Below are 24,823 nucleotides of genomic sequence, written 5' to 3' on the forward strand. Positions count from 1 at the left end.
GTCACCGGCGCGGGCGACAAGGCTTTCGTCGCGGGCGCGGATATCGCGGCGATGGCGAAAATGTCGGCGGTCGACGGCCTCGATTTCTCGCGCCTCGGCCATCGCGTGATGGAGAGTTTCGAGGACCTGCCGATCCCCGTCATCGCGGCCGTCAACGGCTTCGCCCTCGGCGGCGGCCTCGAATTGGCGCTCGCATGCGATCTGATCGTCGCGAGCGACAAAGCTCGCTTCGGGCAGCCCGAGATAAACCTGGGGCTCATCCCCGGTTTCGGCGGCACGCAAAGGCTGCCCCATCGAATCGGGCACAACAAGGCGCGCGAGCTGATCATGACCGGCGACATGTTCGACGCGAAGACGGCGCTGGAGCTGGGACTCGTCAACCAGGTCGTCGCGCCGGGCGAGCTTACCGAAACGACGCGCAAACTGGCCGAGAAAATAGCGAGCAAATCGGCCGTCGCACTCCGCCAGGCGAAAGCCGCGCTGCGAGCCGCCTTCACGATGGAAGAGGACGCGGGCCTGCGCTTCGAGCAGGAGGCGTTCGGCGTAGTCTTCGGCAGCGCCGATCGCGTCGAGGGCACGAGCGCCTTCGTCGAGAAGCGGCCGCCCAAATGGCAGCATAAGTAGAGGCTGTGAGGCCGGTTCCTGATTCCGGCTGTTCAGCTCAATCATGACGCTGAAGATCTTGGCCGTAGTGTCGCTGGGCTTGATGTGTGGCAGCGAGCTCAACGTCGCCGTCTTTGCGCATCCCGCGTTCAACCGCCAATCGCCGGAAGTGCACATCCCGATGCGCGCGTCGTTCGCGAAGTTGTTCGGACAGGTGATGCCGTTCTGGATGGGAGGCTCGACCCTGCTCAACCTTCTATTGCTGCTGCCTTTCGCGAATCTGAACGAGCGTGCGTGGCAGTTGGCTGCAGTTGCCGCCGCTATCCAGGTCGTCGCCGTCGTGTTTTCTCTGGTCGGTCCGGTGCCCCTCAACAACCGGGTAATGAAATGGACGCCCGAAGCCTTGCCTGACGACTGGCAAGCTCAGGAGCATCGTTGGGATCTCTATCATTGGATAAGAACCGGCGGGCTGATTGTCGCGTTCGCCCTTCTGGTCCTGAGCGTTGGCGTCGACAGGTAAATCACGCCGTTTCCGCTGCCTGCGCGAGGGTTGACGACCTTCCGCCCCTGTGGGAAACTCCGGCCAATACAGAAGCAAGCGCCGCCGCATTAGGCGGCGTTGTCGTTCTGATCGCGTGCTTATATTAAATTGAATCGTTCGGAGGATCTTCATGGCTGAGCAGGCTCAAGCTACTGACACTGGACCGCGCCCAATTGTTCCATGGCTGAAATTGGGACCCAAGCCGCATCTCGAAGGCATCAAGTGCGAATGCGGCGCAATCTATCTCGATCCAAAACGCGTCGCATGCTCGAAATGCGGCGAGACTGACAAGTTTCAACCGCTGGCGTTGTCCGACAAGGGCAAAGTCTACGTGTTCTCGGTCGTGCACCAGTCGTTCCCGGGGATCAAGACGCCGTACGTGACGGCGATCGTCGATCTGCCCGAGGGCGTCAGCGTCCGCGCCAATCTGACCGGCGTCGATCCCGAGCAGGCGCAGAAGGAACCCAACAAGATTTTCAATCTGCCGGTCGAGTTGGTGACCGGCGTGGCGGCCAAGGATCGCGAAGGGCACGACGTAGTAGCTTTTTCGTACCAGCCGAGTAAAAATTAGGGCGCCTTCGCGGGCGCACGCGGACAACTTTTACGACGGACCTGCGCTTCGGGCCGGGCCGCCAGGAGGAATCAAGATGCGAAATGTTTATGTTCTCGGAACCGGGATGATCAAATTCGGACGCTATCCCGACAAGACCGTTCCGGAACTCGGCGGCCAGGCGGCGATCCTCGCGCTCAAGGACGCCGGAATCGGAATCAAGGACGTCGAGATGTTCGCCTGCGGAAATCTCTACCAGTCCAACGCGATGGTCGGGCAGAGAATCCTGCAGCAAATCGGCCAGACCGGAATCCCGGTAATCAACGTCTCGAACGCATGCGCCACCGGCTCGACCGCGTTTCGCGAGGCGTACATTTCCGTCGCGGCCGGGATGTATGACATCTCGATGGCGGTCGGCGTCGAGCAGATGGGCAAGGCGGGATTACTCGGCGGCGCGGGTGGCGGCGATCCCGCGTACTTGACCGAGGGCAAGCTCGGCTCGGGCCTGATGCCGGCGGTCTTCGGCCAGGCGGGCATCGAGCACATGCGCAAGTACGGCACCAAGATGGAGCACTTCGCAAAAATCTCGGTGAAATCGCACAAGCATGCGACGAAGAATCCGTTCTCGCAGTATCGCAACGAAGTCTCGCTCGAAGACGTGATGAATGCGCGCATGGTCGGGTATCCCAACACGCTGTATATGTGCTGCCCGACCGGTGATGGCGCGGCGGCTGCGATTCTGGTCAGCGAGGACAAGCTGAAACAGCTCGCCGGCGGCCGCAAGCGTGCGAAGGTCGCGGCTTCCGTGCTCACCTCGGATCCTTGGACCGATCGCGACCTCACGCTCCCCGACGTCAGCACACTCACGCGGCGCGCGTCGAAGCAGGCCTACGAGAAGGCCGGCATCGGACCCAAGGACATCGCGCTTACCGAATTGCATGACTGCTTCGCCACTGCGGAGCTGGTGCATTACGAGAACCTCGGACTGTGCGGCGATGGCGAAGCCGGCAAGTTCATCGACTCGGGCGGCGGCGTGCATCCGGGCCTCGGCGGTCATGATCCGGTCAACGTTTCGGGCGGACTGCTCTCCAAGGGGCATCCTCTCGGCGCGACCGGCGTGGCGAATATCTGCGAAGTGGTCTGGCACCTGACGCAGGACGATCGGGCGAAGGAACGCCAGGTGCCCAACGCCAAGGCGGGCCAAGCCCACGTAATCGGGCTGGGTTCCGCCTGCACGATCCATATCCTGACGGTATAATTCAGGAACAACGCCTAATCAGCACTTCGAGAGAGGGCCGCCCAAAAAGGCGGCCCTTTTTCTTTCCTGATCAGGCCGATAAATTTGACGGACCGGATCGACAAAATGACGAACCAGGAAAAATCGACGGCTGAACGCCTCGGCTATGCGGTGGATGCGCGCGCGCTCATCCTCAATGCCGACGACTTCGGGATGTGCCACGATCAAAACGAAGGAGTGATGCGAGGATTGAAGGAAGGCGTGTTCACGTCCTCGACGATCCTGGTCACGTGCCCGTGGTTCGAGGAGGCGGCCGCCTTCGCGCGGAGCAATCCTGAAGCCGATCTGGGCGTGCATCTCACGCTCACCGCCGAATGGGACAGCTACAAATGGGGACCGGTGATGGCGCGGCGCGCCATGCCGTCTCTCGTCGATGAGCGCGGGTACCTGTGGCAAACCGTCGCGCAGGTTTACGAGCATGCGCGTCTGGACGAGGCTGAGGCGGAGCTGCGCGCGCAAATCGAAAAGGCGCTCGCGGCGGGAATCGACGTGACACATCTCGATTCGCACATGGGCACGCTGCAACTGCGCGCCGACTATCACGAGATTTACGCGCGGCTGGCCAACGACTATCGCCTGCCGATCAGGCTGGCGTCGCGCCGCCGGATTGGCATCGAAGGGATGGGCGCGATTCTCGATCAGCTCGACGCGTTCGGAGTCGTCACGCCCGATCACCTGGTATTCAGCGGGCCGCCGACGGTGCCAGAAACCGAGTCCTACTGGACCAATCTCATTCGCACGCTGAAGCCGGGCGTGACCGAGATTTTGTGTCATCCCGCGCTCGCGCGTGACGAGCTAAAGAGCTGCGCGCGCGACGCCTTCCAGCGCGAGGCCGACTTCCGGTACTTCACTTCCGAGAAGGTGCGCAAGCTTGTCGCGGATGAACGCGTCCAACTCGTCGGATTCCGCGAACTGCGCGACCTGATGCGCGGCAAGAATTGAAAGCAGCGTGACAATTTTGGAACTGACACGACTCAGGGGGTTTCGAGATCTAATCGGCGCCGACGCGCGTGCGATGAGCCTGGTCGAGGGGCGTGCTCGTGCGCTCTTCGAGCGCTATTCAATCAAAGAGATACGAATTCCGGTGCTGGAGCGTTTGCAACTCTACCTGCGGTCGACCGGCGAAACGTCGGATATCGTCGAGAAGCAGATGTACATGTTCACCGACCGCGACGAAGGCGAAACCGTAGTCGCGCTGCGGCCCGAGGGAACGCCCGGTGTGGTGCGCGCCTACATCGAGGCTGGGCTCGATCGCACCGAGCCCGAGCAGCGGTTGTTCTACTCGGGTCCGATGTTCCGCCGCGAGCGTCCGCAAAAGGGCCGCTATCGCCAATTCTATCAGTTCGGCGTCGAAGTATTCGGCAGGCCGGACGCGGCCTGCGACGCCGAGCTGTTGATAATGATCGATGAGCTTTGTCGCGATCTCAAAATTCCGTTCACGACGGAAATCAATTCGATCGGCGACCAGAAATGCCGGCCTGCCTTTCGCGAGGCGCTCCTCCAATGGGGTCGCGAGCATTGGGACCAACTTTGCGACGATTGCCACAACCGCATCGACCGCAATCCGTTGCGTCTGCTCGATTGCAAAATCGATGCGAAGCTCGCGGCGTCCGCGCCCAACCCCCTCGACTACCTGTGCGACGAATGCCGCGCGCACTTCGACAGGGTCAAGGAACTCCTGATCGCCGCGAACGTCCAGTACGCCGTCAATCCGCGGATGGTGCGAGGCCTCGATTACTACACGCGCACAGCGTTCGAGGTGATGGCGGGCGGTCTCGGCGCGCAGAGCACGGTCGTTGCGGGAGGACGTTACGACGGGCTGGTCGAGGCGATGAGCGGGGCGGCGGTCGCGGGAATCGGCTTCGCGATTGGCGTCGATCGCATAGCGTTGGCTCTGGAAGCTGCCGGCGTGCTGCCAGCCGTCACACCCGATGCCGCAATAATTTCGATGGGTCCTGCGGCGACGCGTCATGCGGTTGTCGTAGCGCGCGATCTGCGCGCCGCAAATCTGAACGTCGAGATGCTGTCGCCGGAGCGCAAGATGAAAACGCTGCTCGCACGCGCGTCGAAGATCGGCGCGCGCTTCGCAGTGATTATCGGCGACGACGAATTGGCGCGCGGCGTCGTGCAACTCCGCGACCTGAAACAGAGCACGCAGCGCGAAGTCGTCGCGGCAGAGGCGGCCAGCGCGATCGCCGACGCTCGCGGACACTGACTGTTTCGTACGCTCCTTGGCACAGGTATTCTTCGACCGACGTGATAAATTTCAACTGTAATGGGTAAATCTGAACAATACTCTCCGCTGCCGCCGTGGCCTCGAACCGATTACTGCGGCACGATTCGCGCCACCGACGTGGGCCGCGAGGTTGCGCTGTGGGGATGGGTGCAGACGCGGCGCGATCATGGTGGGCTGATCTTTATCGATCTTCGCGACCGGGACGGAATCGTGCAGCTCGTGCTAAATCCCGCGCACAATGCCGCCGCGCACGGGGCTGCCGGCGACGTGCGCTCTGAGTTCTACGTTGCGGTCAAGGGCAAGGTCGTGCGCCGCGCCGAGGGCACCGTCAACGCCGAGCTTCCGACCGGTGAAATCGAAATCCTAGTCGGCGCGTTCGAGACTCTGAGCGCATCCGCTCCGGTGCCGTTCCAGATTGCCGACGGCGAGGCGACCGCCGAGGAAGTCCGCCTTAAGTACCGCTATCTCGATCTGCGCCGCCCCGAGATGCAAAGCAATTTGCGCCGGCGCCATCAGGCGCTGCGGGCGGTGCGCAGCCATCTCGACCAAAACGGGTTTATCGAGGTCGAGACTCCGATCCTCTTCAAATCGACGCCCGAAGGCGCGCGCGACTACCTGGTGCCGAGCCGCGTCAACCCCGGAAAGTTCTACGCGCTGCCGCAATCGCCGCAGTTGCTTAAGCAGATTCTGATGATCGGCGGACTCGATCGCTACTATCAAATCGCGCGATGTTTCCGCGATGAGGATTTGCGCGCGAATCGCCAGCCCGAGTTCAGCCAGATCGATATCGAGATGACATGCCCGCGGCCCGAAGATGTCCAGTCTATCGCCGAGGGGATGATCGCTTCCATTTATGGGAGCGTGCTAGGCGTCGATGTCAAGCCGCCGTTTCCGCGGATGCAGTATGCCCAGGCGATGGAGCGTTTTGGTATCGACAGGCCTGACACGCGCTTTGACCTCGAGCTGAAAAATCTCAGGACCGCATTCACGGGCACTTCGTTCAAGGTGTTCGCCGAAATTCTAGCGCGCGGCGAATCGGTATATGGAATAAACGTCACTTCGAATCACACGCTGAGCCGCCGCGAGCTCGACCAGCTTACCGAGTCGGTGAAATCGCGCCATGCGATGGGACTGGCGTGGGCAAAAGTGGGCGACGGCGGATGGCAGGGACCGATCGCGAAGTACTTGAGCGACGGCGAGAGAGCGGCGGCTACTGCGGCGTCGGCTCTGAAAGCCGGCGACACGCTGCTGATGGTCGCGGGGCCGCCCGATAAGGTGCGCCCCGTGCTCGGCGACATCCGCCTGCAGCTCGCCGCGAAGTTCGGGCTCGACAAATCCGCCGAGCTCAAATTTTTGTGGGTGGTCGATTTCCCGCTGTTCGACTACAGCGCCGACGACAAGCGCATGGTCGCGGTGAACCATCCTTTCACCGCGCCGAATCCCGACGATCTCGCGATGCTCGACTCCACGCCGCTCAAGGCTCGCGCACTCGCCTACGACATGGTGCTCAACGGCCAGGAGCTCGGCGGCGGTTCGATTCGTATCCATAGCCGCGAGCTGCAATTGAAGGTATTTGAATTATTGGGGCTGACGCGGGAAGAGGCGATCGATCGTTTCGGCTTCCTGCTCGACGCGCTCAAGTACGGAGCGCCGCCCCATGGCGGAATCGCTTTTGGAGTCGATCGGATTTGCATGATGCTATGCGGCACGGACTCGCTGCGCGACGTGATTGCGTTTCCCAAAACGCAAAAGGCGGTCGACCCGATGAGCGGCGCGCCGTCGGAAGTCGATCCGCGCCAGCTCAGGGAACTGTCGATCAAGGTGACATCATGAAAGCCCGTTGGGTTACTGCATCGGCGCGGTTGACGCTTGTGGCATCGGCGCTGTGGCTGGCGGCGGGATGCACCAGCATCGCCGCAGACGCGGTCAACTCCACCACCGGCGCGGTGAGCGACGCGATCAATCAGCGCGACATTAAGGCGCATGCGGTCCGCTCGATCAAAACCCTCACAATAAATCGTGTAGCCGTGATGCCGCTGATAGATGCCGCCCCCGGCGGTGGCGAGCCGCTGGCTCCAGGAGCCGCAGAAACGATTAGCGCCGAACTCTACAGCCAGGTTGCGCTGGCTGGCGGATGGGAGCCGACCCCGGCGCAGGATGTCGACGACGCGATGCAGAAGATGCCACCGACCACGCTCGGGAACCTCGATGAAAATGCGCTCAGGCTCGGCCACGACGTGTCGGCCGACGGCGTAGTCTACGGCACCGTCGAACGTTACAAGGAACGCGTCGGTGCGGACTACGCGGCGGCAAGCCCGGCTTCGGTCGCGTTCTCGCTCAAGTTCGTCGATCTCAAGAGCAAGCAGGTCGTCTGGACGGCAAAGTTTGCCAAGTCGCAGGCAGCTTTGAGCCAAAATCTCTTTGACCTTGCCAATTTTGTGCAACGCTCCGGGCGTTGGGTGCGCGCCCATGAGATCGCACAGGAAGGTGTGAAGGAAGCGGTCGCCGATCTTCACGGCGATCTCAACTTGTCGCGAAGTGTCAAACGCTTCGAAACCGGCAGCTACGGCGAGTTGAAGTCCGGACAGCAGCGCTACAGCACGGGCCCGCAGGGAATCTACTAGAACGCGCTAGTCCCACGGCGAGTGCGGCTTCATCTTGAGCGCTTGCGCGACGGCGGGATGCACCACGTGGCCATCGAAGATGTTGAGTCCGTGGCGAACGGCGGGATTGTGTTGCCCGGCTTCCAGAATCCCGCGATCTGCGATTTCCAGTGCGTACGTCAGCGTCGCGTTGGTAAGCGCGTAGGTTGACGTATGCGGCACCATCGCGGGCATGTTGGTGACGCAGTAGTGCACAACGCTTTTGCGGATGAACGTCGGGCGCGCATGCGTCGTCGGCGCCGACGTTTCCGCGATTCCACCTTGATCGATCGACAAGTCCACGATCGCCGCGCCGGGACGCATCCGCGACACCATCTTTGCACTCAGCAGCCGCGGCGCGCGCGCGCCGGGAACCAGCACCGCGCCAATCACGAGATCGCTGTTGGTGACTTCCTCGTCTATCGTCGCGCGATTCGACATCACGGTGGTCACGCGCCCGCCAAGCAGGTCGCTCAGATAGCGCAGCCGCATTGGATTGATATCCGTGATCGTCACTTCGGCGCCGACGCCCGCGGCCACCCGGCATGCGTTGAGTCCGGCGATTCCCCCACCGAGCACGACGACCTTGCCGGGCCGCACGCCTGACGCTCCGCTGAGCAGCACGCCGCGGCCGCCGCTGCGCGCCTGCAGGCACCATGAGCCGGCCTGGATTGCCAGGCGTCCCGCAACCTCGCTCATCGGCGCGAGCAGAGGCAGACTCGAGTCTTCGAGTTGAATCGTTTCGTAGCCGACCGCCGTCACGCGGCGCCGAAGCAACTCGCGCGCGACCCGCGGTTCAGCGGCGAGATGAAGATAGGTGAAAAGAATTTGCCCGGGACGCATCAGCGGATATTCCGGCGGCTGCGGTTCTTTGACCTTCAGGATCATGTCGGCGCGGAGCCATACGCCTGCCGCACTAGTCACGATCGATGCGCCCGCCTTGCGATAGTGGCTGTCCGCAAATCCGCTGCCGACTCCCGCTCCCGCTTGCACGGTCACGTTATGACCGTGCGCGCGCAGCGCGGCAACACCAGCCGGAGTCAGCGACACGCGCCGCTCGTCGGATTTGATTTCAGTGGGGATTCCAACATTCATGCAATCAATTCCTCCGCATCCGCCCGACCGCTAACGCCATCGACGCGCGACAGTCAAGAGTCGCGCGGATCATCGATGCCCGCGATGGTGCGAATTGGAACTTGACAAAACTCGCGCCGCTGCGCTTCATGAAGTTGGATGCGATCGCGATCGGCCTGGCGCGAGATGGACGCAAAACGCGCGCCGCTCACGATTTCGGGAGGAGTCATGGAGATCCCGCAGGGGCTCAAATATTCGAAAGAGCATGAATGGGTCGCGACTGAGGACGGCGTCGCGACCGTTGGAATTACCGATCATGCGCAGGACCAGTTGGGCGAGATCGTGTACATCGAATTGCCCGCGGTCGGCGACAAGATTAGCAAGGACGATCCGTTCGGCGTCGTCGAGTCGGTCAAGGCCGTCTCGGATATCTACGCGCCCGTCACCGGCACCGTCATCGAGATCAACGAAGACCTGCCCGAGAGCCCAGAGACCGTCAACGAAGATCCGTACGGCGACGGCTGGCTGATCAAGGTGAAGATCACCGACATGAGCGATCTCGAAGACCTGATGGACGCCGAAGAATACACCGAGCTGCTCGCGCGCGAGAAGGAATAATCGCGCCTCTACACCGGCGGCTCAGGCGCGGCGACGTAATCGGGAGCGACCGCCTTCGACACCGCGATTCTGATTTTGCCCGCCCCCGCTGGAGGATCGATGAACACCATCAGGAACGGCGCCGACGCCGACGGCTCCATCACGAACGGCTTCTGCGGACTCAAGCCCTGAGAGAATTCGATTTCGCGCGGCGTCATCTCACCGAGCATCTGCGCCGAAAGCTCGTTGCCGCAGTATACGCTCTGGCTGGCGAGCGGATGCGCGTTGTCGCCGATCAGGTTCGCGGCGATCTCGACCAGGTGCAGCGGTCGCGTTCCGACGTTCTGTGCGTTGCCCGTAATTACCAGCGCGACATGACCGCCCTTGAGCGTGTAATACTTCGAGCTGACGTCATGCAGCGACACCAGCATCGCGGGTACAATCGGACGCGCGAAGTAGCCGCCGAGTTGCGGGGCTTGGCTGAGGATGCGCGCGCTGGCGGCGGGCTCGTCGCAGATTAGCGCGCTCGCACCGAGGAAACCGATCGCCACGAAGAAAAACATCGCGAGGAAAAATCCCGACGCATGAGGCGCGCCGGGCGATACCGCGTCGGCACTGTCGTCGACCTGGCCAAGCTGGAATCCCGCGGCCTTCGCGGGCGACGGCTGCGCGAATCGGGGTGCCTCCGCGCGCAGCGGAGATGCCATGCGACGCACCGGAATGGGCGCGGGACGCGGGGCTGGTTCCGGCTCTTCCATCATGGCCTGCGCGGGCCGAATCGGCGCGGATTCGAACTCATCCGGCACGTCGCCCACCTGCCATCCGCCGTCGTCAGGTTCGGCGCGCTCGAGCTCGCGCTCATCCGGCGTGTCGCTGATTTCCTTGCGCTCGTCGCTGAAATCGAATCTCAGGTTTTCGCCGGTGTCGGCTTTCTGCTCGCGGTCGCCGAAGGTGCGATTGAGCGGATCGTCGGCCTCGGCTTCACCCGGCACTTCTTCACGTCGAACTTCCGGTTCCGCGGACGGCGGCTCAGGCATCTTTCGCTCGACAGACTCGCGCTGATCCGAAGCCGGCGGTTGAACCGGCTGGACGCGAACCTCCGGCTCGGGTACGGGCGCAATCGGCCGCGATTCCGCGCGTTTGACCACGTCGCTCTCGACTTGCGACTTGAGCGCGCTCGGGCGCGGCCGCGCGGGGCGAATCGTGCGCGCTGGCCGCGACTCACTCTCGGCCGCTTGTGGAGCCGGCTTCCGCACTCTTGCCGGCATCGGGTCCGCATTGAACACGTGTCCGCATCGCGAGCACTTGAAGGTCGGTGTATCGTCAGGCAGGACCCGCTCGTCAATCCGATAGCGGGTGTGGCAACTGGTGCATTGAATTTCGATCATTTCCCCACCTCACATCCCGCGCAGAAAATTATCACACGGCAAGGGGTCGCGCATCTTTTGACACCGGCACCGTGGAGCGTCGCGCAATGCGGATAGCGATCCTGACGCGCCGTTTCGATAGCGCGGGCGGAGGCACCGAGCGTGATTTGATCGTTACGGCGCAAGGCCTGCGCGCGGCGGGGCATCAGGTTACGATTTTTGCCGAAGAGATCCGGGGCGCGACCGGGGACTGGGATGTTCGTCGAGTCGGCGTCGGCCCAAGGCTGGGACGTGCGCTGTCGTTGATCCGATTCGCATGGACGGCCGCGCCCGCGGCGCGCCGTGCCGGCACCGACCTGGTGCTGAGCTTCGCGCGATGCGTCGGCGCGGACGTGATGCGCTCCGGCGGCGGTGCGCATGCCAGTTACCTCCGTGCGGCGCGAAAGTGGCGTGGCGCGCTGAGTGCGACTGCGATGCGCCTCAGCCCGTATCATCAGGTGCAGATGCTCGTCGAGCGCCAGGCGTTCCGCAGTCCCAGCCTGAAGCGCGCGATCGCGGTGTCGAATTTCGTCCGCGATGATCTGATTCGGGAATTCGGCCTCGCGCCTGAAAAAGCGCTCACGATTTACAACGGCGTCGATCTCGATCGCTTTCGGCCGGCCGCCGATCCGTCCGAGCGCGCAGCTATCCGCCAGAAGTTTGTCGTGCCGGCCAGCGCCCGCGTAGTCGCTTTCGTCGGCAATGGCTTCGCGCGCAAAGGATTGGGATTCCTCATCGAAGCATGGCCGCTGGTCGCCGGCGGCGCATTCCTGCTGGTGGTCGGCGCGGATAGACAAACCGACAAATTCGCGCGCCGCGCTAGCGCCCTGAACGTCGGCGCGCGCGTGGTCTTCACCGGTCCTCAGCCCAACGTCGAAGAGATTTTCCACGCGGCCGACGCCTTTGCGATGCCGTCACTGTTCGAGCCGTTCGGCAATGTCGTGATGGAAGCGATGGCCAGCGGATTGCCCGCGATGACCAGCGCGTTCTCGGGCGTCGCGGAGTTGATCCCACCCTCGATGCGCGGGTTTCGAGTCGAGAATCCCGACGACGTGGGTGAAGTTGCGCTTCGTCTCGGGGCCTTGTTCGACGCGCCCGCGAGTCTCGCCGCCGAAGCCCGCGCGACGGCCGAAAAATTCACCTGGTCGCGCTACGCGAGCGAACTGAATGCGCTACTCGAATCGATAGGGTAGGGCGCGTCTTCAGCCGCCGAGGCCGTCGAACATCCCACGTGCGATTGCGAGCCGGCGCTCCTCGCGCGCGATTCGCGGGATGCCCGCGCCCGTGAGCTGCGCAATTCGCAGCCGCACCCATGCGATCGCATTCTTCGAAATCACGTCCGCGGCGGAATGCTTCTCGTGCAGCATGCGGCAGCGACCGCGCTCGCGCGCGATTCTGATGAATCGTTCGCGATTCGCGCGTGACGGATCGACTTCGTGATAGACGAGCGCTTTTGGCGCGTACCCAATTCGAAAGCCCGCGCGCCGAAGCCGCTGCGACATCTCGGTTTCTTCCTCGTGCCCGCACGCGCCCGGACCGAGGCGCTCATCGAAGGGTCCAACTTGCTTGAGCGCTTCTGCGCGAAAAGCCATGTTCGCACCGAGCACTCCGCGCACCTCAACTACTTCTTCGCCGTGGTCGGCGATCGGCAGATCGAGGTACACCGCCATCGGCCCGACTTTTTTTTCGGGATCTTCGGCCGCGAGGATTCGCCCCTCCATTGCGGCGAACTCGCGATGGGTATCAAAAAACTGATCGACCGCCTCGAGATAACCCGGCGCGACGACCAAATCATCGTCGAGGAAAACCAGGATCTCTCCTGACGCATCAGCGATTGCACGATTCTGGATGCGGCATTTTCCGGCGCGCGGTTCGTGCAGATGCTTGAGCCGAGATGTTTCGAGCGGGTGCCGCATCGGCGACAGCGTGCCATTCTCGGCAATGATTATCTCGCGCGAACCAGTCGCGAGTTCAGGCGCGAGGCTCGCGACTAGCCGCCGAATCGAGTCGGGGCGGTTGTGAGTCGCAACGATGATCGAGGTCTTCAACGCTTTTCAATTTTGCGAAATCGCATGATGATGTTTTCGTCCATCAGCAGGCTCGCGCTGGTCATGAAGCCGAGCAGCTCGCGATTGATCTTGCGCTGCACCGGATCCTTTACGCGCCCGTAGAGCATCCACGAGAACGCCGCGATGAACGGCCACAGAATCGGCGCGAGGATTCGCGAGCGCATCTTGCGCCTGCTGCGCCCGATCGCGTCCATCCGCAATCCCGCCCCCCAGGCGATCCAATGCAGGTCGTTGAGGCCCATCACGTGCCAGTTGCGCCCGTCCGCGACGCGATATTTGTAGGCCAGCGGCGCGCGCCGTCCCTTGTAGTAGCCGCTCAGCAGGTAATGTATTCGCGAGCTGACGCTCAGGCGATTGGGCGTGGTGACGATCGCGACGGCGCCGGGCCGCATTACGCGCGCGATCTCGCCGAGTATGTGCGGGATGTCGGCGAGATGCTCGATCACTTCGAGCATCACCACCAGGTCGAAGCTCGCGCTGCGAAGTGGGAGGTCGTTGTCGAGGTTGATTGCAATCCAGCCGGGTTTGCGCGTGCGATACTCGGTCGAAACTACGCGCCATCCGCGCTCAGCAAGCAGCCGGCTCGAAAGCCCGTCGCCCGCACTCAAGTCCAGCGCGAGCGACGACGCCCCCGCCCCCAAGGCCGGCGCTAGCGCAATCGCGCCGCGAACTCGCTCACTCATCGTAACCGCAGATTGTGTTGCACCAGCGCCGCGCGCTCAAGACGGCCGCCAAAAGTTTGGAATCCCGTCTTGAATTGGAATCATCAGCCGGTTAAACGCTATACTCTTGCCTCGAACGCGAGAGTGGCGGAATGGCAGACGCGCAAGGCTCAGGACCTTGTGAGCGCAAGCTCGTAGGGGTTCAAGTCCCCTCTCTCGCACAAGTTCAATAGAGCCGGGCGGTCGCCGCGTGCTCAATAACCCGAAGGAACCGCGTCGGTCGAGGTTTTGTTGCCGGACTTTTCCGGCCCATGGCATTTCGCGACATCCGCTTCGCTGGCGCCGATGGCGGAGGCGATCTCGGCGTCGGAGCGACCCGATTCCGTCTGCAGCTTCACGACGTTGCAATCAACGTGGTCGGTGGACATCGAGCTGCAACCCGAAATTCCACCCGCAAGAATCAAGGTTCCCAGCGCGGCAGCCATCCCCAGTTTACGAAGCGCGTCAGCCATGAAATCTCTCCTCCGCGGTTGAATACAGCCCGTCCCCAATACGAGCATGCGCACGATATTATTAAGCGGCTCGACTTTACAAGCCGTAGATCGCTGCGTCGGGTCGTGCGCTTGAGAGGCGACTGGCAGGACAATATGATTTGAGCGAAGGGCGCGCCGCGCCCTTTTTTCGACGGAGCGATACCGGTGGATTTGCCCAAGACATTCGATTCGAAGTCCGCTGAAGAGCGATGGTTTCAGCAGTGGATCGATCTCGGATACTTCAAGGCCGACCCCGCGCGGCCGGGCAAAGTCTTCTCGGTCGTTATTCCGCCGCCGAACGTCACCGGCCAGCTTCATCTCGGCCACGCCCTCAACGTCTCGCTCCAGGACATCATCGTGCGCACGCGCCGGATGCAGGGTTACAACACGCTGTGGCTACCCGGCACCGATCACGCCGGAATCGCGACGCAGAACGCCGTCGAGAAGGACCTCGCGAAAGAGGGCAAGGACCGGCATCAGCTCGGGCGCGACGCATTCGTGAATCGCGTGTGGGAATGGCGCGAGACTTACGGCGATCGAATCCTCAATCAGTTGCGCCGGCTCGGCGCGTCGTGCGACTGGAGCCGCGAGCGCTTCACGCTCGATGCGGGACTTTCGAGCGCGGTGACTAAGGTATTCGTCGATCTCTACAACAAAGGTCTTATCTATCGCGCCAAGCGGTTAATCAACTGGTGCCCGCGATGCGAGACGGCGTTGTCCGATCTCGAAGTCGATCACAAGGATGTGCAGGGCAACCTCTGGTACATACGCTATCCGCTCGCCGACGGCACGGGCGCGATAACGATCGCGACGACGCGGCCCGAGACCATGCTCGGCGACACTGCCGTCGCCGTGAATCCCGACGATGAGCGCTACAAGTCGTACGTCGGCAAGACGATTTGTCTGCCGCTGATGGGGCGCGAGATAAAGATCATCGCCGACTCCGCGATCGATCGCGAATTCGGCACCGGCGCGCTCAAAGTCACGCCCGCACACGACCCCGTGGATTTTGAACTGGGCAAGCGTCACGGCCTCGAGCAGATTTCGATCCTCGACGGCACTGCGCACATGAACCAGAACGCGGGCGCGTATCGCGGAATGTCGCGCGAGGACACGCGCAAGCAAATCGTCAAGGACCTCGAGGTCGCGGGGCTGCTCGAGAAGATCGAGCCGTACAGGCACTCGGTCGGCGTGTGCTCGCGATGCGACACCGTCGTTGAGCCGATGCTCTCAGAGCAGTGGTTCCTGAGCATGCGCGCGATGGCCGATCGCGCGATCGAGGCGGTGCGCAGGGGCGACACGACCTTTCATCCAAAGCGATGGGAGAACGTGTTTTTCAATTGGCTCGAAAACATCCACGACTGGTGTATCTCGCGCCAGCTTTGGTGGGGCCATCGGATTCCCGCCTACCGATGCGTGCGATGCGACCATCTGATTGTCGCCGCCGAACGCCCGTCGCGATGCCCAGAGTGCGACGGCTCAGACATCATCCAGGACGACGATGTACTCGACACCTGGTTCAGCTCGGGCCTGTGGCCGATGTCCACTCTCGGCTGGCCCGAGTACACACCAGACTTCGCGCGCTATTACCCCACCAGCCTGCTACTGACGGGATTCGACATCATCTTTTTCTGGGTCGCGCGCATGATGATGTTCGGGCTCGAGTTCACCGACAAAGTCCCGTTCAGGGACGTGTACATCACGCCGCTGGTGCGCGACGAACTCGGCAAGAAGATGACCAAGTCGAAGGGCAACGTCGTTGACCCGCTCGACTTGATGAATCAGTACGGGGCAGACGCGGTCCGCTTCACGCTGGCGCAGTTGGCCGCGCAGGGTCGCGACGTAATCCTGTCGCACGACAGATTCGCCGCGTCGCGAGCGTTCGCAAACAAAATCTGGAACGCCGCGCGCTTCGTGATGATGAATCTCGAAGGCGCGCCGCAGCCGCTGCCGAAAGTAGAGATCGCAAACCTCGGACTAGCCGAGCGATGGATTCTGTCGCGCCTCGACGACACGATTCGCGAAGTCAGCAAATCGATCGACGCTTACGAATTCAACGTCGCCGCGATGAAGCTCTACCAGTTCATCTGGCACGAGTTCTGCGATTGGTACATCGAGCTGTCCAAGGAACCGCTAAAGGCCGGCGGCGAGCGTCAGGCGGCGGCGCGATGGGTACTGATCAACGTATTCGACAAGATGCTGCGCCTGCTGCATCCGTTTATGCCGTTCGTCTCAGAAGAAATCTGGCAAGTGATTCGCCCCTACATCGACGAGCAAAATCTCGCGGCGCATCTGCCAATCGCGAAGTATCCTGAGCCGTCGGCGAACAATCCGGTATCGCCAGCAGAAGAGCTGGCGATGAATCACTGCATCGAGGCCACCGAAGCGATCAATTCGCTCCGCTCGCTGCTCGGATGGCACCCGGGCCAACGCGTCACAGCCGTGATCAAGGCAGGAGATGCCAAAGAGCTGGAGACGTGGCGATCCTATGCGATGACGCTCGCGAAACTCGAAGCCTTGAAGGTCGATGCGTCGGGAGATCGCGCGGTATTTGCGCACCTGGCGTGGGCGGACGTTGGAGTCGACGCGCCCGACGGTTACGACTTTCAGGTCGCACGCCAGAAGTTGCAGAAGCAGCTCGACGAGGTCGGCAAGCATGCCGCTCAGCACGAAGCGCGCTTGAATGATTCCCGCTTCATGACGAAGGCCGATCCAGAAACGCGAGTTGAAGTCGCTCAACGCTTCGAAGGCCTGCAAGCCCAGCGAAAGTTGCTCAGCGAACAACTGCGCCAACTGGAAGAACGCGCCTGAGAACCAGGTATCAGTGGAACTGTTCAAGCAATTCGATCCCACCGAACTCATCAAGCGCGCGCTTGCCGAGGACGTGGGGCAGGGCGACATCACGACCGCCGCGACCGTCGCGCCGGGTGCGATGGGCCGCGCGAGGATCACCGTCAAAGAACCGCGGATGATTCTCGCCGGCGGAGTTCTGATCGAGCCCGTGATGCGGCAGGCGGGGGCCGCACCGCGAATGCTCGCACTCGCGCCTGAAGGCACTGAGATGAAAGCTGGCAGTGTGCTCGCGGAAATCGAAGGCAAGCTCGCGGGATTGCTGATTGGCGAGCGCACTGCGCTCAACTTCGTGCAGCTCCTCTCAGGAATCGCGACCACGACGCGAGCGTTCGTCGATGCGGTGGCGGGCGCGCATGCGAAGATCATCGACACGCGCAAGACTCATCCCGGTTTGCGCGTCGTCGAGAAGTACGCGGTCCGCATCGGTGGCGGGCACAACCATCGCCTGGGCCTCGACAGCGGCGTGTTGATCAAGGAGAACCATATCGCGGCGGCAGGCACGGTGACGAAAGCGATCGAGTGCGCGCGCCGGGTTGCGCCGCATACGCTCAAAATCGAAATCGAATGCGAGACGTTAGCGCAAGTTGAAGAAGCACTTAAAGCCGGCGCCGACGCGATCCTGCTCGACAACATGACGCTCGAGCACGTCCGTAAAGCGCGTGCGCTCGCGGGACCGAAAGTTCAGCTCGAAGTTTCTGGCGGCGTAACGCTCAAGACCGTCCGCGCGATCGCGGAGGCGGACGCCGACCTGATTTCCGTCGGTGCGCTGACGCATTCGGCGCGATTCCTGGATATCAGCATGAGAATTGACGCGGTCTGATTGGCGGGCGCCGTGCGCGCCCGACGCGAACGGCCGCGGTGATAACTTAAAGTAATGCCTCAGAATCCATATCTTGCTATCGAACGAGGCGCGCCCGGCAGGATCGGCTGGCGGATTCATTATTTCGACGAGATCGATTCCACCCAGGAAGCCGCGCGCGAGCTGGCGGCGAGCGGTGCCGATCAGGGCACCGCGGTAATTGCCGAGCGTCAGAGCGCGGGACGAGGCAGAATGGGCCGCACGTGGCATTCGCCCTCCGGCGTCAATCTCTACACCACGATAATTCTCCGCCCGCCGATTCCGCTCGCCGACGTGCCGCGCATGAGCTTGGTCGCGGGCATCGCAGCAGCCGAGGCGCTGGAGCGCGCGGCGCCGGGTGTCGTCGCGCTCAAGTGGCCAAACGACGTGTGGCTGCGCGGGCGCAAGGCCGGTGGCATCATCGCCGAGGCGGTCACCGACGCGCGCCAGAATCTCGACTGCGTGCTGCTCGGCATCGGCCTCAACATCAATCTCGCCGCGGACGACATCCCAATCGACTTGCGTGACAAGGCGACCTCGATGCGTATCGCGACGGGCCACGCATGCGACCGGATTGCGATCGCCGATTCGCTTTTTTATCTGCTCGACTCTCGCTATATGGAAACCCTGACGCGCGGCTTCGACGCGGTTCGCCCGGCATGGGAGCGTTTCTCGGCCCTGACCGGTAAGCGCATCGCGATCATGGACGGCGACAGGCGTCAGTCGGGAGTCGTGAAAGGAATCGACGCGACTGGTGCGCTGCTGCTAGACATCGGAGACCGCGTCGAGCGAATTGTCGCGGGTGAGGTGAGCGTGGAGGGGGCGTACGAGTAGGTTTATGTAACGAACGCGAAATAACCGCATCGATCGGGGCGCGGCGCTCTGAAATCGGCGCCGGTCCCGGGCGGGCAAGCTGAGAGGTAAGCTCCATGGCAGTGGAGGAAATCGGACGGCTTAGAACAATCGCACTAGTGGGGCAGGGCGGGACCGGCAAGACGCAGGCCGCCGACGCGATGCTCTTCACGGCGGGCGCGGTGCCGCGATTGGGACGGCCCGACGACGGCTCGGCCGCGATGGACTTCGAGCCGGAAGAAATCAAGCATCACATTTCGATCAGCTCCGCGTTCAATCATCTCAACTGGAAGAAGACTGAAGTAATTTTCGCCGACACTCCCGGCTATACCGCCTTCCTGCCCGAGACGCTCACGACTCTGCGCGCGGTTGACGGCGTCGTGATGCTGATCAGCCCGGGCGCCGACACCAAAGTTGAATCGGAAAAAATCTGGGCCGCGACCGAAGACCTGAAGCTACCGCGCATCGCATTCGTGTCGCGCCTCGATCGCGAGCGCACCAGTTTCGACGCCGCGATGAAAGACCTCGAGAAAGTGCTCGGCGCGCGCGCCGTCGCGCTGACAATCCCGATTGGCGAGGAGCTCGGCTTCAAGGGCGTCGTCGACGTGCTCGCGATGAAGGCGCTCACCTACGCCGACACCAGCGGCAAATTCAAGGAAGAAGAACTGTCGGCGGAGTTGAAAGCCAGCGCTGAAGCTGCACGCACCGCGCTGTTCGAGGCGGTCGCCGAGACCGACGACGCACTGCTCGAAAAATATCTCGACAAGGGCACTCTCGACGACACCGAAGTGCGCGCCGCGCTGCACGCGGCCGTGGTCGAGCGCAAGATCACGCCCGTTTTCTGCGGCTCCGGCGCGAAAAATATCGGCATCGGCCCGCTGCTCGACGCCGTTACGACTTATCTGCCCGCGCCCAACGAGCGTCCGCCCGTGGAATGCCAGAATCCCACCACGGGCGAGCCTGTTAGCCGTCCCGCCGATCCGGCCGCGCCGTTCGCCGCGCTGGTATTCAAAACGATTATCGATCCGTTCGCCGGCAAGCTCTCGATCTTCCGGATTATTTCGGGCCGCGCTCAGACCGACGCTGCCGTGTTCAACTCGACGCGCGAAACGAAGGAGCGCTTCGGCCAGTTGCTGCGGCTCGAGGGCAAAAAGCAATCTCCCATTGCCAACGCGATCGCGGGCGAAATCGTTGCCGTCGCCAAGCTCAAGGACACTACTACCGGCGACACGCTATGCGACGAGAAAGCGCCGGTGCTCGTGATGCCGCCGCTGACGCGGCCCAATGGCGTCATCTCTTTTGCGATTCGACCCAAGACCAAGGGCGACGAGGAGAAGTCGTCGGCCGCGTTGCAGAAGCTGATCGAAGAGGACCTGGCGCTCGAGATGCATCGCGATCCGCAGACCCACGACATCATCTTGTCGGGCACCGGCCAGATGCATATCGAAATCACCGTCGAGAAGCTGCGCCGGAAATTCAACGTCGACGTCGAGCTGCAAGCGCCCAAGGTTCCCTACAAGGAAACGATCAAGGGACGCGCCGAGGCGCAGGGCAAGTACAAGCGCCAGTCGGGTGGCCGCGGGCAATACGGCGATTGTTGGCTGAAGATCGAGCCGATGCCGCGCGGCAAGGGCTTCGAGTTCGTCGACAACATCGTCGGCGGCGTTATTCCGCGCAACTTCATTCCGTCGGTCGAGAAGGGCGTGCGCAACACTTTGCCCGAAGGATTCCTGGCGGGCTATCCGATGGTGGACGTGCGAGTCACCGTGTTCGACGGCAGCTATCACGACGTCGATTCGTCGGACATGGCGTTTCAGATCGCGGCCTCGATGGGCCTCAAAGCGGCGCTGGAAAAAGCCCGGCCGATCATCCTCGAACCGATCGTCGCGATCGAAGTCGCATGTCCCGACGAGTGCATGGGCGACGTGATTGGCGATCTGAACTCGCGCCGCGGCAAAGTTCTCGGCATGGACAGCAAGGGGCATGGCCAGGTGATCAAGGCGCAGGTGCCGATGTCCGAGGTGCTGAAGTACGCGCCTGACCTGCGCTCGATCACGTCGGGCCGCGGCTCCTTCGAGCAACACTTTTCGCACTATGAAGAGGCTCCGGCTCCGGTCGCTGAAAAGATAATCAGGGAGACGCTCGCGGCGCGCGAGGCCGCCGGCGCCAAATCGCACGCCCACGCGCACGCATAGGACCGGCGAGCAGGGCGGGGCACCCTTGTATTGTAAGGCCCGCCTGTCTTGTACAATCGGGCTTGGGTCAGCAATGCGATGGCGCCGATAGGAAAAAGCCTGGTCTTCGCCGGTGTCGCGATCGTGGTCGTGGGCTTGACGCTGTGGGGATTGTCGTCGGTGCCGTATCTCGGCAAACTGCCCGGCGACATCTATATCCGTCGCGGCAACTTCAGCTTCTACTTCCCGCTCGCCACCTGCATCCTGATCAGCATCGCCGCGACCTTGCTGTTCTCGCTGATGAGGCGTTGACGAATTGGCAGCGCAAAAATCCGTAAGTCCGCATCGGCTCGCAGAGCGCAAGCGGCGCCGCCGCGAGCTGATCGCCGTCGGCGTGGCCGGCGCTACGCTCGTCGCGTTCGTATTCGCGCAAACCGAGCTGCCGCCGCTCACGCGTCACACCTCGCTGGTCTCCAACCTCGCCGTCATCTCGCTCTTCAACCTGAGCTTTTTGCTGCTCGGCTTGATGCTGTTCCTGGTCGGACGCAACCTTGCGAAGGTCATCTTCGAGCGCCGCCGCGGCTTGATCGGCTCGAAATTCCAGGTCCGGCTGGTCTCGGGATTCATCGCGGTCGCGCTAATCCCCAGCGCGTTCCTGCTCTACGTGTCGGGCGTCTTCCTCCACGCGGACATCAACAGTTGGTTCAATCCCGAGTACGAGCAGATTCTCAATGACTCGCTCGAGATCGCGAAGACCTACTATCTGAACTCGGCCAACAACGCGTCGCATTTCGCCCGCGTGCTGGCGGGAGAGATCTCGGCGCGCGGCCTGCTCGCGCCGCAAAAGCGCGACGACCTTAAGGCGTTCATCAACAAGCGCCAGGAGGAATACAACCTCGGCACTATCGAGGTCTTCTCCGCCGACCGCAAACTGCTGCTCATCGACCTCAGCCCCAAGACGCCCACCGGCATCGGCGCGTCACCAGATTCGCCGATCATCTCGCAAACCCTGAAGGGACAGGCGCTCACGCGCACCGACCGCCTCGGCAGCGCCGACGTGATCCGCGGCTCCGCGCCGATTTACGTCTCGAGCGACACCGACAACGTGCTCGGGGCGTTGCTCGTCGACTACTACCTGCCCCAGAGCCTGGCGACGCGCGCGAGCAACATCTCACGCGTCTCCGAGGATTACTTCCAGCTCCGAATCCTTCGCCAACCCATCATGAACAGCTACCTGCTGACGCTGGTGCTGATCGGGCTCGTGGTAGTCACGCTGGCGAGCTGGTTCGGAATATTTCTCTCGCGCGGAATCACCGGCCCGATCAAATTGCTCGCGCGCGGCACGCAGGCGATCGCCGGCGGCGATCTCAACTTCCGCATCCCCGCCGTGGGCGACGACGAGATCGGCCACCTTGTGGATTCCTTCAACCAGATGACGGCCGATCTGCGCGCGTCCGCCGCCGAACTCGAGCGCCGCCGCCAGTACACCGAGACGCTCCTGCGCAACGTGTCGGCCGGCGTCGTAGGCCTGGACCACGACGGCGCCGTCACGACGATCAATCCATGCGCCGAGCGGCTCCTCGACCTCCGCGCCGCCGACGTCATCGGCCGCAGCTACCAGGGCGCTTTCCCGCCCGCGCTGGCCCGCGTGCTCGACGACGTGTTCGCCTTCGCAACCCGTCCGCGCGAAGCCCGCTCGACGATCAAGCTCGAAATCGCGGCCAGCGAAACCGAGCTGATGATGACCGCAAGCCCGCTCGGCGACGCTCCCAACGAGCCGGCCGGAACGGTGCTGTTCTTCGAGGACGTGAGCCAGATTGCCAAGGTCGAGCGGATAGAGGCGTGGCGCGAAGTCGCGCGCAGAATCGCGCACGAGATCAAGAATCCGCTGACGCCGATCCAGCTCTCGGCCGAACGGCTCCGGCGCCAACTCGGCGCGCGCCCGGGAATCGAATCGACGCTGGTCGAGGAATGCACGAAAACGATCATAGGCGAAGTCGAAGATCTGAAGCGGCTCGTCAACGAGTTTTCGGCGTTCGCGCGGATGCCTCATCTGAATCCGGTTCCCGGCGACATCAACGCGCTCGCCAGCGAGACCGTCGCGAATTTCCGCGAGGCCAATCCCAACGTCGAGTTCGCGCTCGCGCTCGACCCCGCGATTCCGCTGATCCCGATCGATCGCGACGCGATGAAGCGCGCGCTGGTCAACCTGCTGGACAACGCCGTCGCCGCTGTGACCGCCATCAATCACAACGGCGCTCGCCCGCAGATCGAGGTGCGTAGTCACCGGCTTTCCGACAACTCGCTCGTAACTCTCGAAGTCGCAGACAATGGCCCCGGCATCGATCCGCGCCTGCGCACGCGCATCTTCGAGCCGTACTACTCGAGCAAAAAAGGCGGCACGGGCCTCGGCCTCGCGATCGTTTCTGCGGTCGTCACCGACCATCACGGCTTCGTCCGCGTGACCGACAACCGGCCGTGCGGAAGTAGATTTGTCGTCGAATTTCCTGTTAAGATGCGGCAATTCGCAAAGGCTACCGGCTGATGCGATCCTTACCGCGGCACGACGAAACGCGCTTCCCGGAGAAAATTTAACGTGAATGAGACCGTGTTGGTGGTGGATGACGAGGAGCGGATTCGGTCGTCTTTGCGTGGAATTCTGAGCGACGAAGGCTTTCGGGTCGTCGATACCGGCCACGCGCCGGGCGTGATGGACCTCATCGCGCGAGAGAGTCCTGCGATCGTTCTGCTCGACGTCTGGATGCCTGAGATGGACGGCATCGAGTTGCTGCGGCGGATTAAATCCGAGCAGCCGCGCGTGCCGGTGATAATGATCTCTGGCCACGCCAACATTCAGAGCGCGGTCGCCGCCACTAAGCTCGGCGCCGCTGACTTCATTCAAAAGCCGTTCTCGGTCAGCGGATTGCTCGCATCGATCGCGCGCGCGCTCGAAGGCGACTCTGCCGGTCCGGATCCGTCCAACGCGCGCGGTGTGTGCGCCGAGGTCCGCGCCGCCGGCCGCAAGGCAATTCGTGCCGGCGCGACCCCGCAGCGCACCGTCGCACGGTCGATTGTGATGGGCGGGCAGGGGCTTCACACCGGGCTCAAGACCGGCGTCATATTGCATCCCGCGCCGGCAGGATTCGGCATCGTGTTCACCTCGCTCGCCGACGAAACCGCGATTCCTGTCCGCTTCGAGAACGTCACCGACACCGGCTACAACACCACCCTCACCAGCGGCGGCCGCTCGGTCCGCACGGTCGAGCATCTGCTGTCCGCGCTCCACGCGTTTGGCATCACCAACCTCCTCATCAAGACTGACGACGAAGTCCCGGCACTCGACGGCTCCGCGCTCGAGTTTTGCAAACAGCTTGGCGAAGCCGGCCTCACCGAGCAGGACGCGACCGTCGAACCGCTCAGAATCAGGCACAAGATCATTGTCGGTGAGGAAGGCGAAGGCCGCGAGTTTATAAAGGCCGAACCCGCCGACCATCTGATCATCGACTACACGCTCGACTACCCGAAGCCGATCGGCTTTCAGCAGTTGCACTTCGAGCTGACTTCGCCCGAGGTGTACATGCAAGAAGTCGCGCCGGCGCGCACCTTCGGCTCCGTCCGCGAGTTCCGCAAGCTCAACCAGCTTGGCCTCGGCGGCGGCGCGCGCCTGGACAACGCGATCCTCGTCGACGACGACAAAGTCGTGAACACCACGCTGCGCTTTGCCGACGAATTCGCGCGCCACAAAATCCTCGATCTGGTCGGCGACCTCTACCTGCTCGGCCGTCCGTTGCACGCGCACGTCACCGCATCGAAGACCGGCCACTCCGACAACCTGGCGCTGGTCAAAGCGATCCACGCATCCCTTTCTTAAGAATTCTTGACTGGTTCCCCTTTCC

At 62.7% G+C, this 24,823-nt stretch carries 22 protein-coding genes and 1 tRNA gene; 18 read left to right on the forward strand and 5 right to left on the reverse strand.

Annotated elements, in window-relative coordinates:
- From VJX68_RS06650 to VJX68_RS06685, 8 genes are all read left to right on the forward strand, one after another.
- The coding region (locus VJX68_RS06650; RefSeq protein ID WP_324094886.1) for an enoyl-CoA hydratase/isomerase family protein at positions 1-624 on the forward strand (624 nt) is incomplete at its 5' end.
- A gap of 43 nt (positions 625-667) precedes the next feature.
- Positions 668-1,123, forward strand: a complete 456-nt coding sequence (locus tag VJX68_RS06655; protein ID WP_324094887.1) for a DUF1772 domain-containing protein — start codon at positions 668-670, stop codon at positions 1,121-1,123.
- Positions 1,124-1,274: 151 nt separating this feature from the next.
- Positions 1,275-1,715 carry a Zn-ribbon domain-containing OB-fold protein gene (locus tag VJX68_RS06660; RefSeq protein WP_324094888.1) on the forward strand — a complete coding sequence of 147 codons (441 nt, stop codon included), beginning with the start codon at positions 1,275-1,277 and terminating at the stop codon, positions 1,713-1,715.
- 76 nt (positions 1,716-1,791) lie between these two features.
- Positions 1,792-2,952, forward strand: coding sequence for a thiolase family protein (locus tag VJX68_RS06665; RefSeq protein ID WP_324094889.1), 1,161 nt, complete (start codon positions 1,792-1,794; stop codon positions 2,950-2,952).
- A 105-nt stretch (positions 2,953-3,057) separates the two neighbouring features.
- On the forward strand, positions 3,058-3,933 hold the full coding sequence (locus VJX68_RS06670) for a polysaccharide deacetylase family protein (RefSeq protein ID WP_324094890.1): 876 nt from the start codon (positions 3,058-3,060) through the stop codon (positions 3,931-3,933).
- A 7-nt stretch (positions 3,934-3,940) separates the two neighbouring features.
- On the forward strand, positions 3,941-5,206 hold the full coding sequence (gene hisS, locus VJX68_RS06675; protein WP_324094891.1) for a histidine--tRNA ligase: 1,266 nt from the start codon (positions 3,941-3,943) through the stop codon (positions 5,204-5,206).
- A gap of 60 nt (positions 5,207-5,266) precedes the next feature.
- Positions 5,267-7,060 (forward strand): aspartate--tRNA ligase, encoded by a 1,794-nt coding sequence (gene aspS, locus VJX68_RS06680; RefSeq protein ID WP_324094892.1) that lies wholly within the window; start codon positions 5,267-5,269, stop codon positions 7,058-7,060.
- Complete coding sequence (locus VJX68_RS06685) at positions 7,057-7,851, forward strand: hypothetical protein (protein WP_324094893.1); 795 nt, start codon at positions 7,057-7,059, stop codon at positions 7,849-7,851. Before aspS ends, VJX68_RS06685 begins: the two co-directional genes overlap by 4 nt.
- Positions 7,852-7,857: 6 nt before the next feature.
- Here VJX68_RS06685 and ald read toward each other — a convergent pair whose 3' ends face one another.
- Entirely contained in the window at positions 7,858-8,964 is a 1,107-nt protein-coding gene (ald, locus tag VJX68_RS06690) for an alanine dehydrogenase (RefSeq protein ID WP_324094894.1), read from the reverse strand.
- Between the two features lie 207 nt (positions 8,965-9,171).
- Here ald and gcvH point away from each other — a divergent pair, with 207 nt between their 5' ends.
- Positions 9,172-9,561, forward strand: coding sequence for a glycine cleavage system protein GcvH (gene gcvH, locus VJX68_RS06695; RefSeq protein ID WP_349255890.1), 390 nt, complete (start codon positions 9,172-9,174; stop codon positions 9,559-9,561).
- Between the two features lie 8 nt (positions 9,562-9,569).
- On the opposite strand, the gene VJX68_RS06700 is transcribed toward gcvH, so the two are convergent.
- Complete coding sequence (locus VJX68_RS06700; RefSeq protein ID WP_324094896.1) at positions 9,570-10,928, reverse strand: zinc-ribbon domain-containing protein; 1,359 nt, start codon at positions 10,926-10,928, stop codon at positions 9,570-9,572.
- 86 nt (positions 10,929-11,014) lie between these two features.
- On the opposite strand from VJX68_RS06700, the gene VJX68_RS06705 reads away from it, so the two are divergent.
- Positions 11,015-12,139, forward strand: a complete 1,125-nt coding sequence (locus VJX68_RS06705) for a glycosyltransferase family 4 protein (RefSeq protein WP_324094897.1) — start codon at positions 11,015-11,017, stop codon at positions 12,137-12,139.
- 9 nt (positions 12,140-12,148) lie between these two features.
- Here the strand turns inward: VJX68_RS06705 and VJX68_RS06710 are convergent, their stop codons facing one another.
- Both VJX68_RS06710 and VJX68_RS06715 read right to left on the reverse strand, forming a co-directional pair.
- Positions 12,149-12,994: a glycosyltransferase family 2 protein gene (locus VJX68_RS06710; protein ID WP_324094898.1), complete on the reverse strand. Its 846-nt coding sequence runs from the start codon at positions 12,992-12,994 to the stop codon at positions 12,149-12,151.
- On the reverse strand, positions 12,991-13,698 hold the full coding sequence (locus VJX68_RS06715) for a class I SAM-dependent methyltransferase (protein ID WP_324094899.1): 708 nt from the start codon (positions 13,696-13,698) through the stop codon (positions 12,991-12,993). Before VJX68_RS06715 ends, VJX68_RS06710 begins: the two co-directional genes overlap by 4 nt.
- Positions 13,699-13,815: 117 nt before the next feature.
- Between VJX68_RS06715 and VJX68_RS06720 the strand changes: the two genes are divergently transcribed.
- Positions 13,816-13,898: transfer RNA gene (locus VJX68_RS06720), tRNA-Leu, on the forward strand.
- 33 nt (positions 13,899-13,931) lie between these two features.
- Here the strand turns inward: VJX68_RS06720 and VJX68_RS06725 are convergent.
- Positions 13,932-14,189, reverse strand: coding sequence for a hypothetical protein (locus VJX68_RS06725; RefSeq protein ID WP_324094900.1), 258 nt, complete (start codon positions 14,187-14,189; stop codon positions 13,932-13,934).
- A gap of 186 nt (positions 14,190-14,375) precedes the next feature.
- On the opposite strand from VJX68_RS06725, the gene VJX68_RS06730 reads away from it, so the two are divergent.
- The 7 genes from VJX68_RS06730 to lpxC all read left to right on the forward strand — a co-directional run bounded on the left by VJX68_RS06730 (position 14,376) and on the right by lpxC (position 24,798).
- Positions 14,376-17,021 carry a valine--tRNA ligase gene (locus VJX68_RS06730; RefSeq protein ID WP_324094901.1) on the forward strand — a complete coding sequence of 882 codons (2,646 nt, stop codon included), beginning with the start codon at positions 14,376-14,378 and terminating at the stop codon, positions 17,019-17,021.
- A 13-nt stretch (positions 17,022-17,034) separates the two neighbouring features.
- Entirely contained in the window at positions 17,035-17,883 is an 849-nt protein-coding gene (gene nadC, locus VJX68_RS06735; RefSeq protein ID WP_324094902.1) for a carboxylating nicotinate-nucleotide diphosphorylase, read from the forward strand.
- A gap of 54 nt (positions 17,884-17,937) precedes the next feature.
- Entirely contained in the window at positions 17,938-18,735 is a 798-nt protein-coding gene (locus VJX68_RS06740) for a biotin--[acetyl-CoA-carboxylase] ligase (protein ID WP_324094903.1), read from the forward strand.
- A gap of 95 nt (positions 18,736-18,830) precedes the next feature.
- On the forward strand, positions 18,831-20,948 hold the full coding sequence (fusA, locus tag VJX68_RS06745; protein ID WP_324094904.1) for an elongation factor G: 2,118 nt from the start codon (positions 18,831-18,833) through the stop codon (positions 20,946-20,948).
- A 78-nt stretch (positions 20,949-21,026) separates the two neighbouring features.
- Positions 21,027-21,239 (forward strand): DUF2905 domain-containing protein, encoded by a 213-nt coding sequence (locus VJX68_RS06750; protein ID WP_324094905.1) that lies wholly within the window; start codon positions 21,027-21,029, stop codon positions 21,237-21,239.
- 4 nt (positions 21,240-21,243) lie between these two features.
- Complete coding sequence (locus VJX68_RS06755; protein ID WP_324094906.1) at positions 21,244-23,472, forward strand: sensor histidine kinase; 2,229 nt, start codon at positions 21,244-21,246, stop codon at positions 23,470-23,472.
- A gap of 51 nt (positions 23,473-23,523) precedes the next feature.
- On the forward strand, positions 23,524-24,798 hold the full coding sequence (gene lpxC, locus VJX68_RS06760) for a UDP-3-O-acyl-N-acetylglucosamine deacetylase (RefSeq protein WP_324094907.1): 1,275 nt from the start codon (positions 23,524-23,526) through the stop codon (positions 24,796-24,798).
- Positions 24,799-24,823: the final 25 nt, after the last annotated feature.

Source organism: Binatus sp. (SeqCode) (genome assembly GCF_035272065.1).
GTDB lineage: Bacteria > Desulfobacterota > Binatia > Binatales > Binataceae > Binatus.

Excerpts from the sequence above, each read along its gene's own strand:
- VJX68_RS06655 (WP_324094887.1), top strand. The coding sequence starts at position 668 with ATGACGCTGAAGATCTTGGCCGTAGTGTCGCTGGGCTTGATGTGTGGC.
- VJX68_RS06660 (WP_324094888.1), top strand. The coding sequence starts at position 1,275 with ATGGCTGAGCAGGCTCAAGCTACTGACACTGGACCGCGCCCAATTGTT.
- VJX68_RS06665 (WP_324094889.1), top strand. The coding sequence starts at position 1,792 with ATGCGAAATGTTTATGTTCTCGGAACCGGGATGATCAAATTCGGACGC.
- VJX68_RS06670 (WP_324094890.1), top strand. The coding sequence starts at position 3,058 with ATGACGAACCAGGAAAAATCGACGGCTGAACGCCTCGGCTATGCGGTG.
- aspS (WP_324094892.1), top strand. The coding sequence starts at position 5,267 with ATGGGTAAATCTGAACAATACTCTCCGCTGCCGCCGTGGCCTCGAACC.
- VJX68_RS06685 (WP_324094893.1), top strand. The coding sequence starts at position 7,057 with ATGAAAGCCCGTTGGGTTACTGCATCGGCGCGGTTGACGCTTGTGGCA.
- ald (WP_324094894.1), bottom strand. The coding sequence starts at position 8,964 with ATGAATGTTGGAATCCCCACTGAAATCAAATCCGACGAGCGGCGCGTG.
- gcvH (WP_349255890.1), top strand. The coding sequence starts at position 9,172 with ATGGAGATCCCGCAGGGGCTCAAATATTCGAAAGAGCATGAATGGGTC.
- VJX68_RS06700 (WP_324094896.1), bottom strand. The coding sequence starts at position 10,928 with ATGATCGAAATTCAATGCACCAGTTGCCACACCCGCTATCGGATTGAC.
- VJX68_RS06705 (WP_324094897.1), top strand. The coding sequence starts at position 11,015 with ATGCGGATAGCGATCCTGACGCGCCGTTTCGATAGCGCGGGCGGAGGC.
- VJX68_RS06715 (WP_324094899.1), bottom strand. The coding sequence starts at position 13,698 with ATGAGTGAGCGAGTTCGCGGCGCGATTGCGCTAGCGCCGGCCTTGGGG.
- VJX68_RS06725 (WP_324094900.1), bottom strand. The coding sequence starts at position 14,189 with ATGGCTGACGCGCTTCGTAAACTGGGGATGGCTGCCGCGCTGGGAACC.
- VJX68_RS06740 (WP_324094903.1), top strand. The coding sequence starts at position 17,938 with ATGCCTCAGAATCCATATCTTGCTATCGAACGAGGCGCGCCCGGCAGG.
- fusA (WP_324094904.1), top strand. The coding sequence starts at position 18,831 with ATGGCAGTGGAGGAAATCGGACGGCTTAGAACAATCGCACTAGTGGGG.
- VJX68_RS06750 (WP_324094905.1), top strand. The coding sequence starts at position 21,027 with ATGGCGCCGATAGGAAAAAGCCTGGTCTTCGCCGGTGTCGCGATCGTG.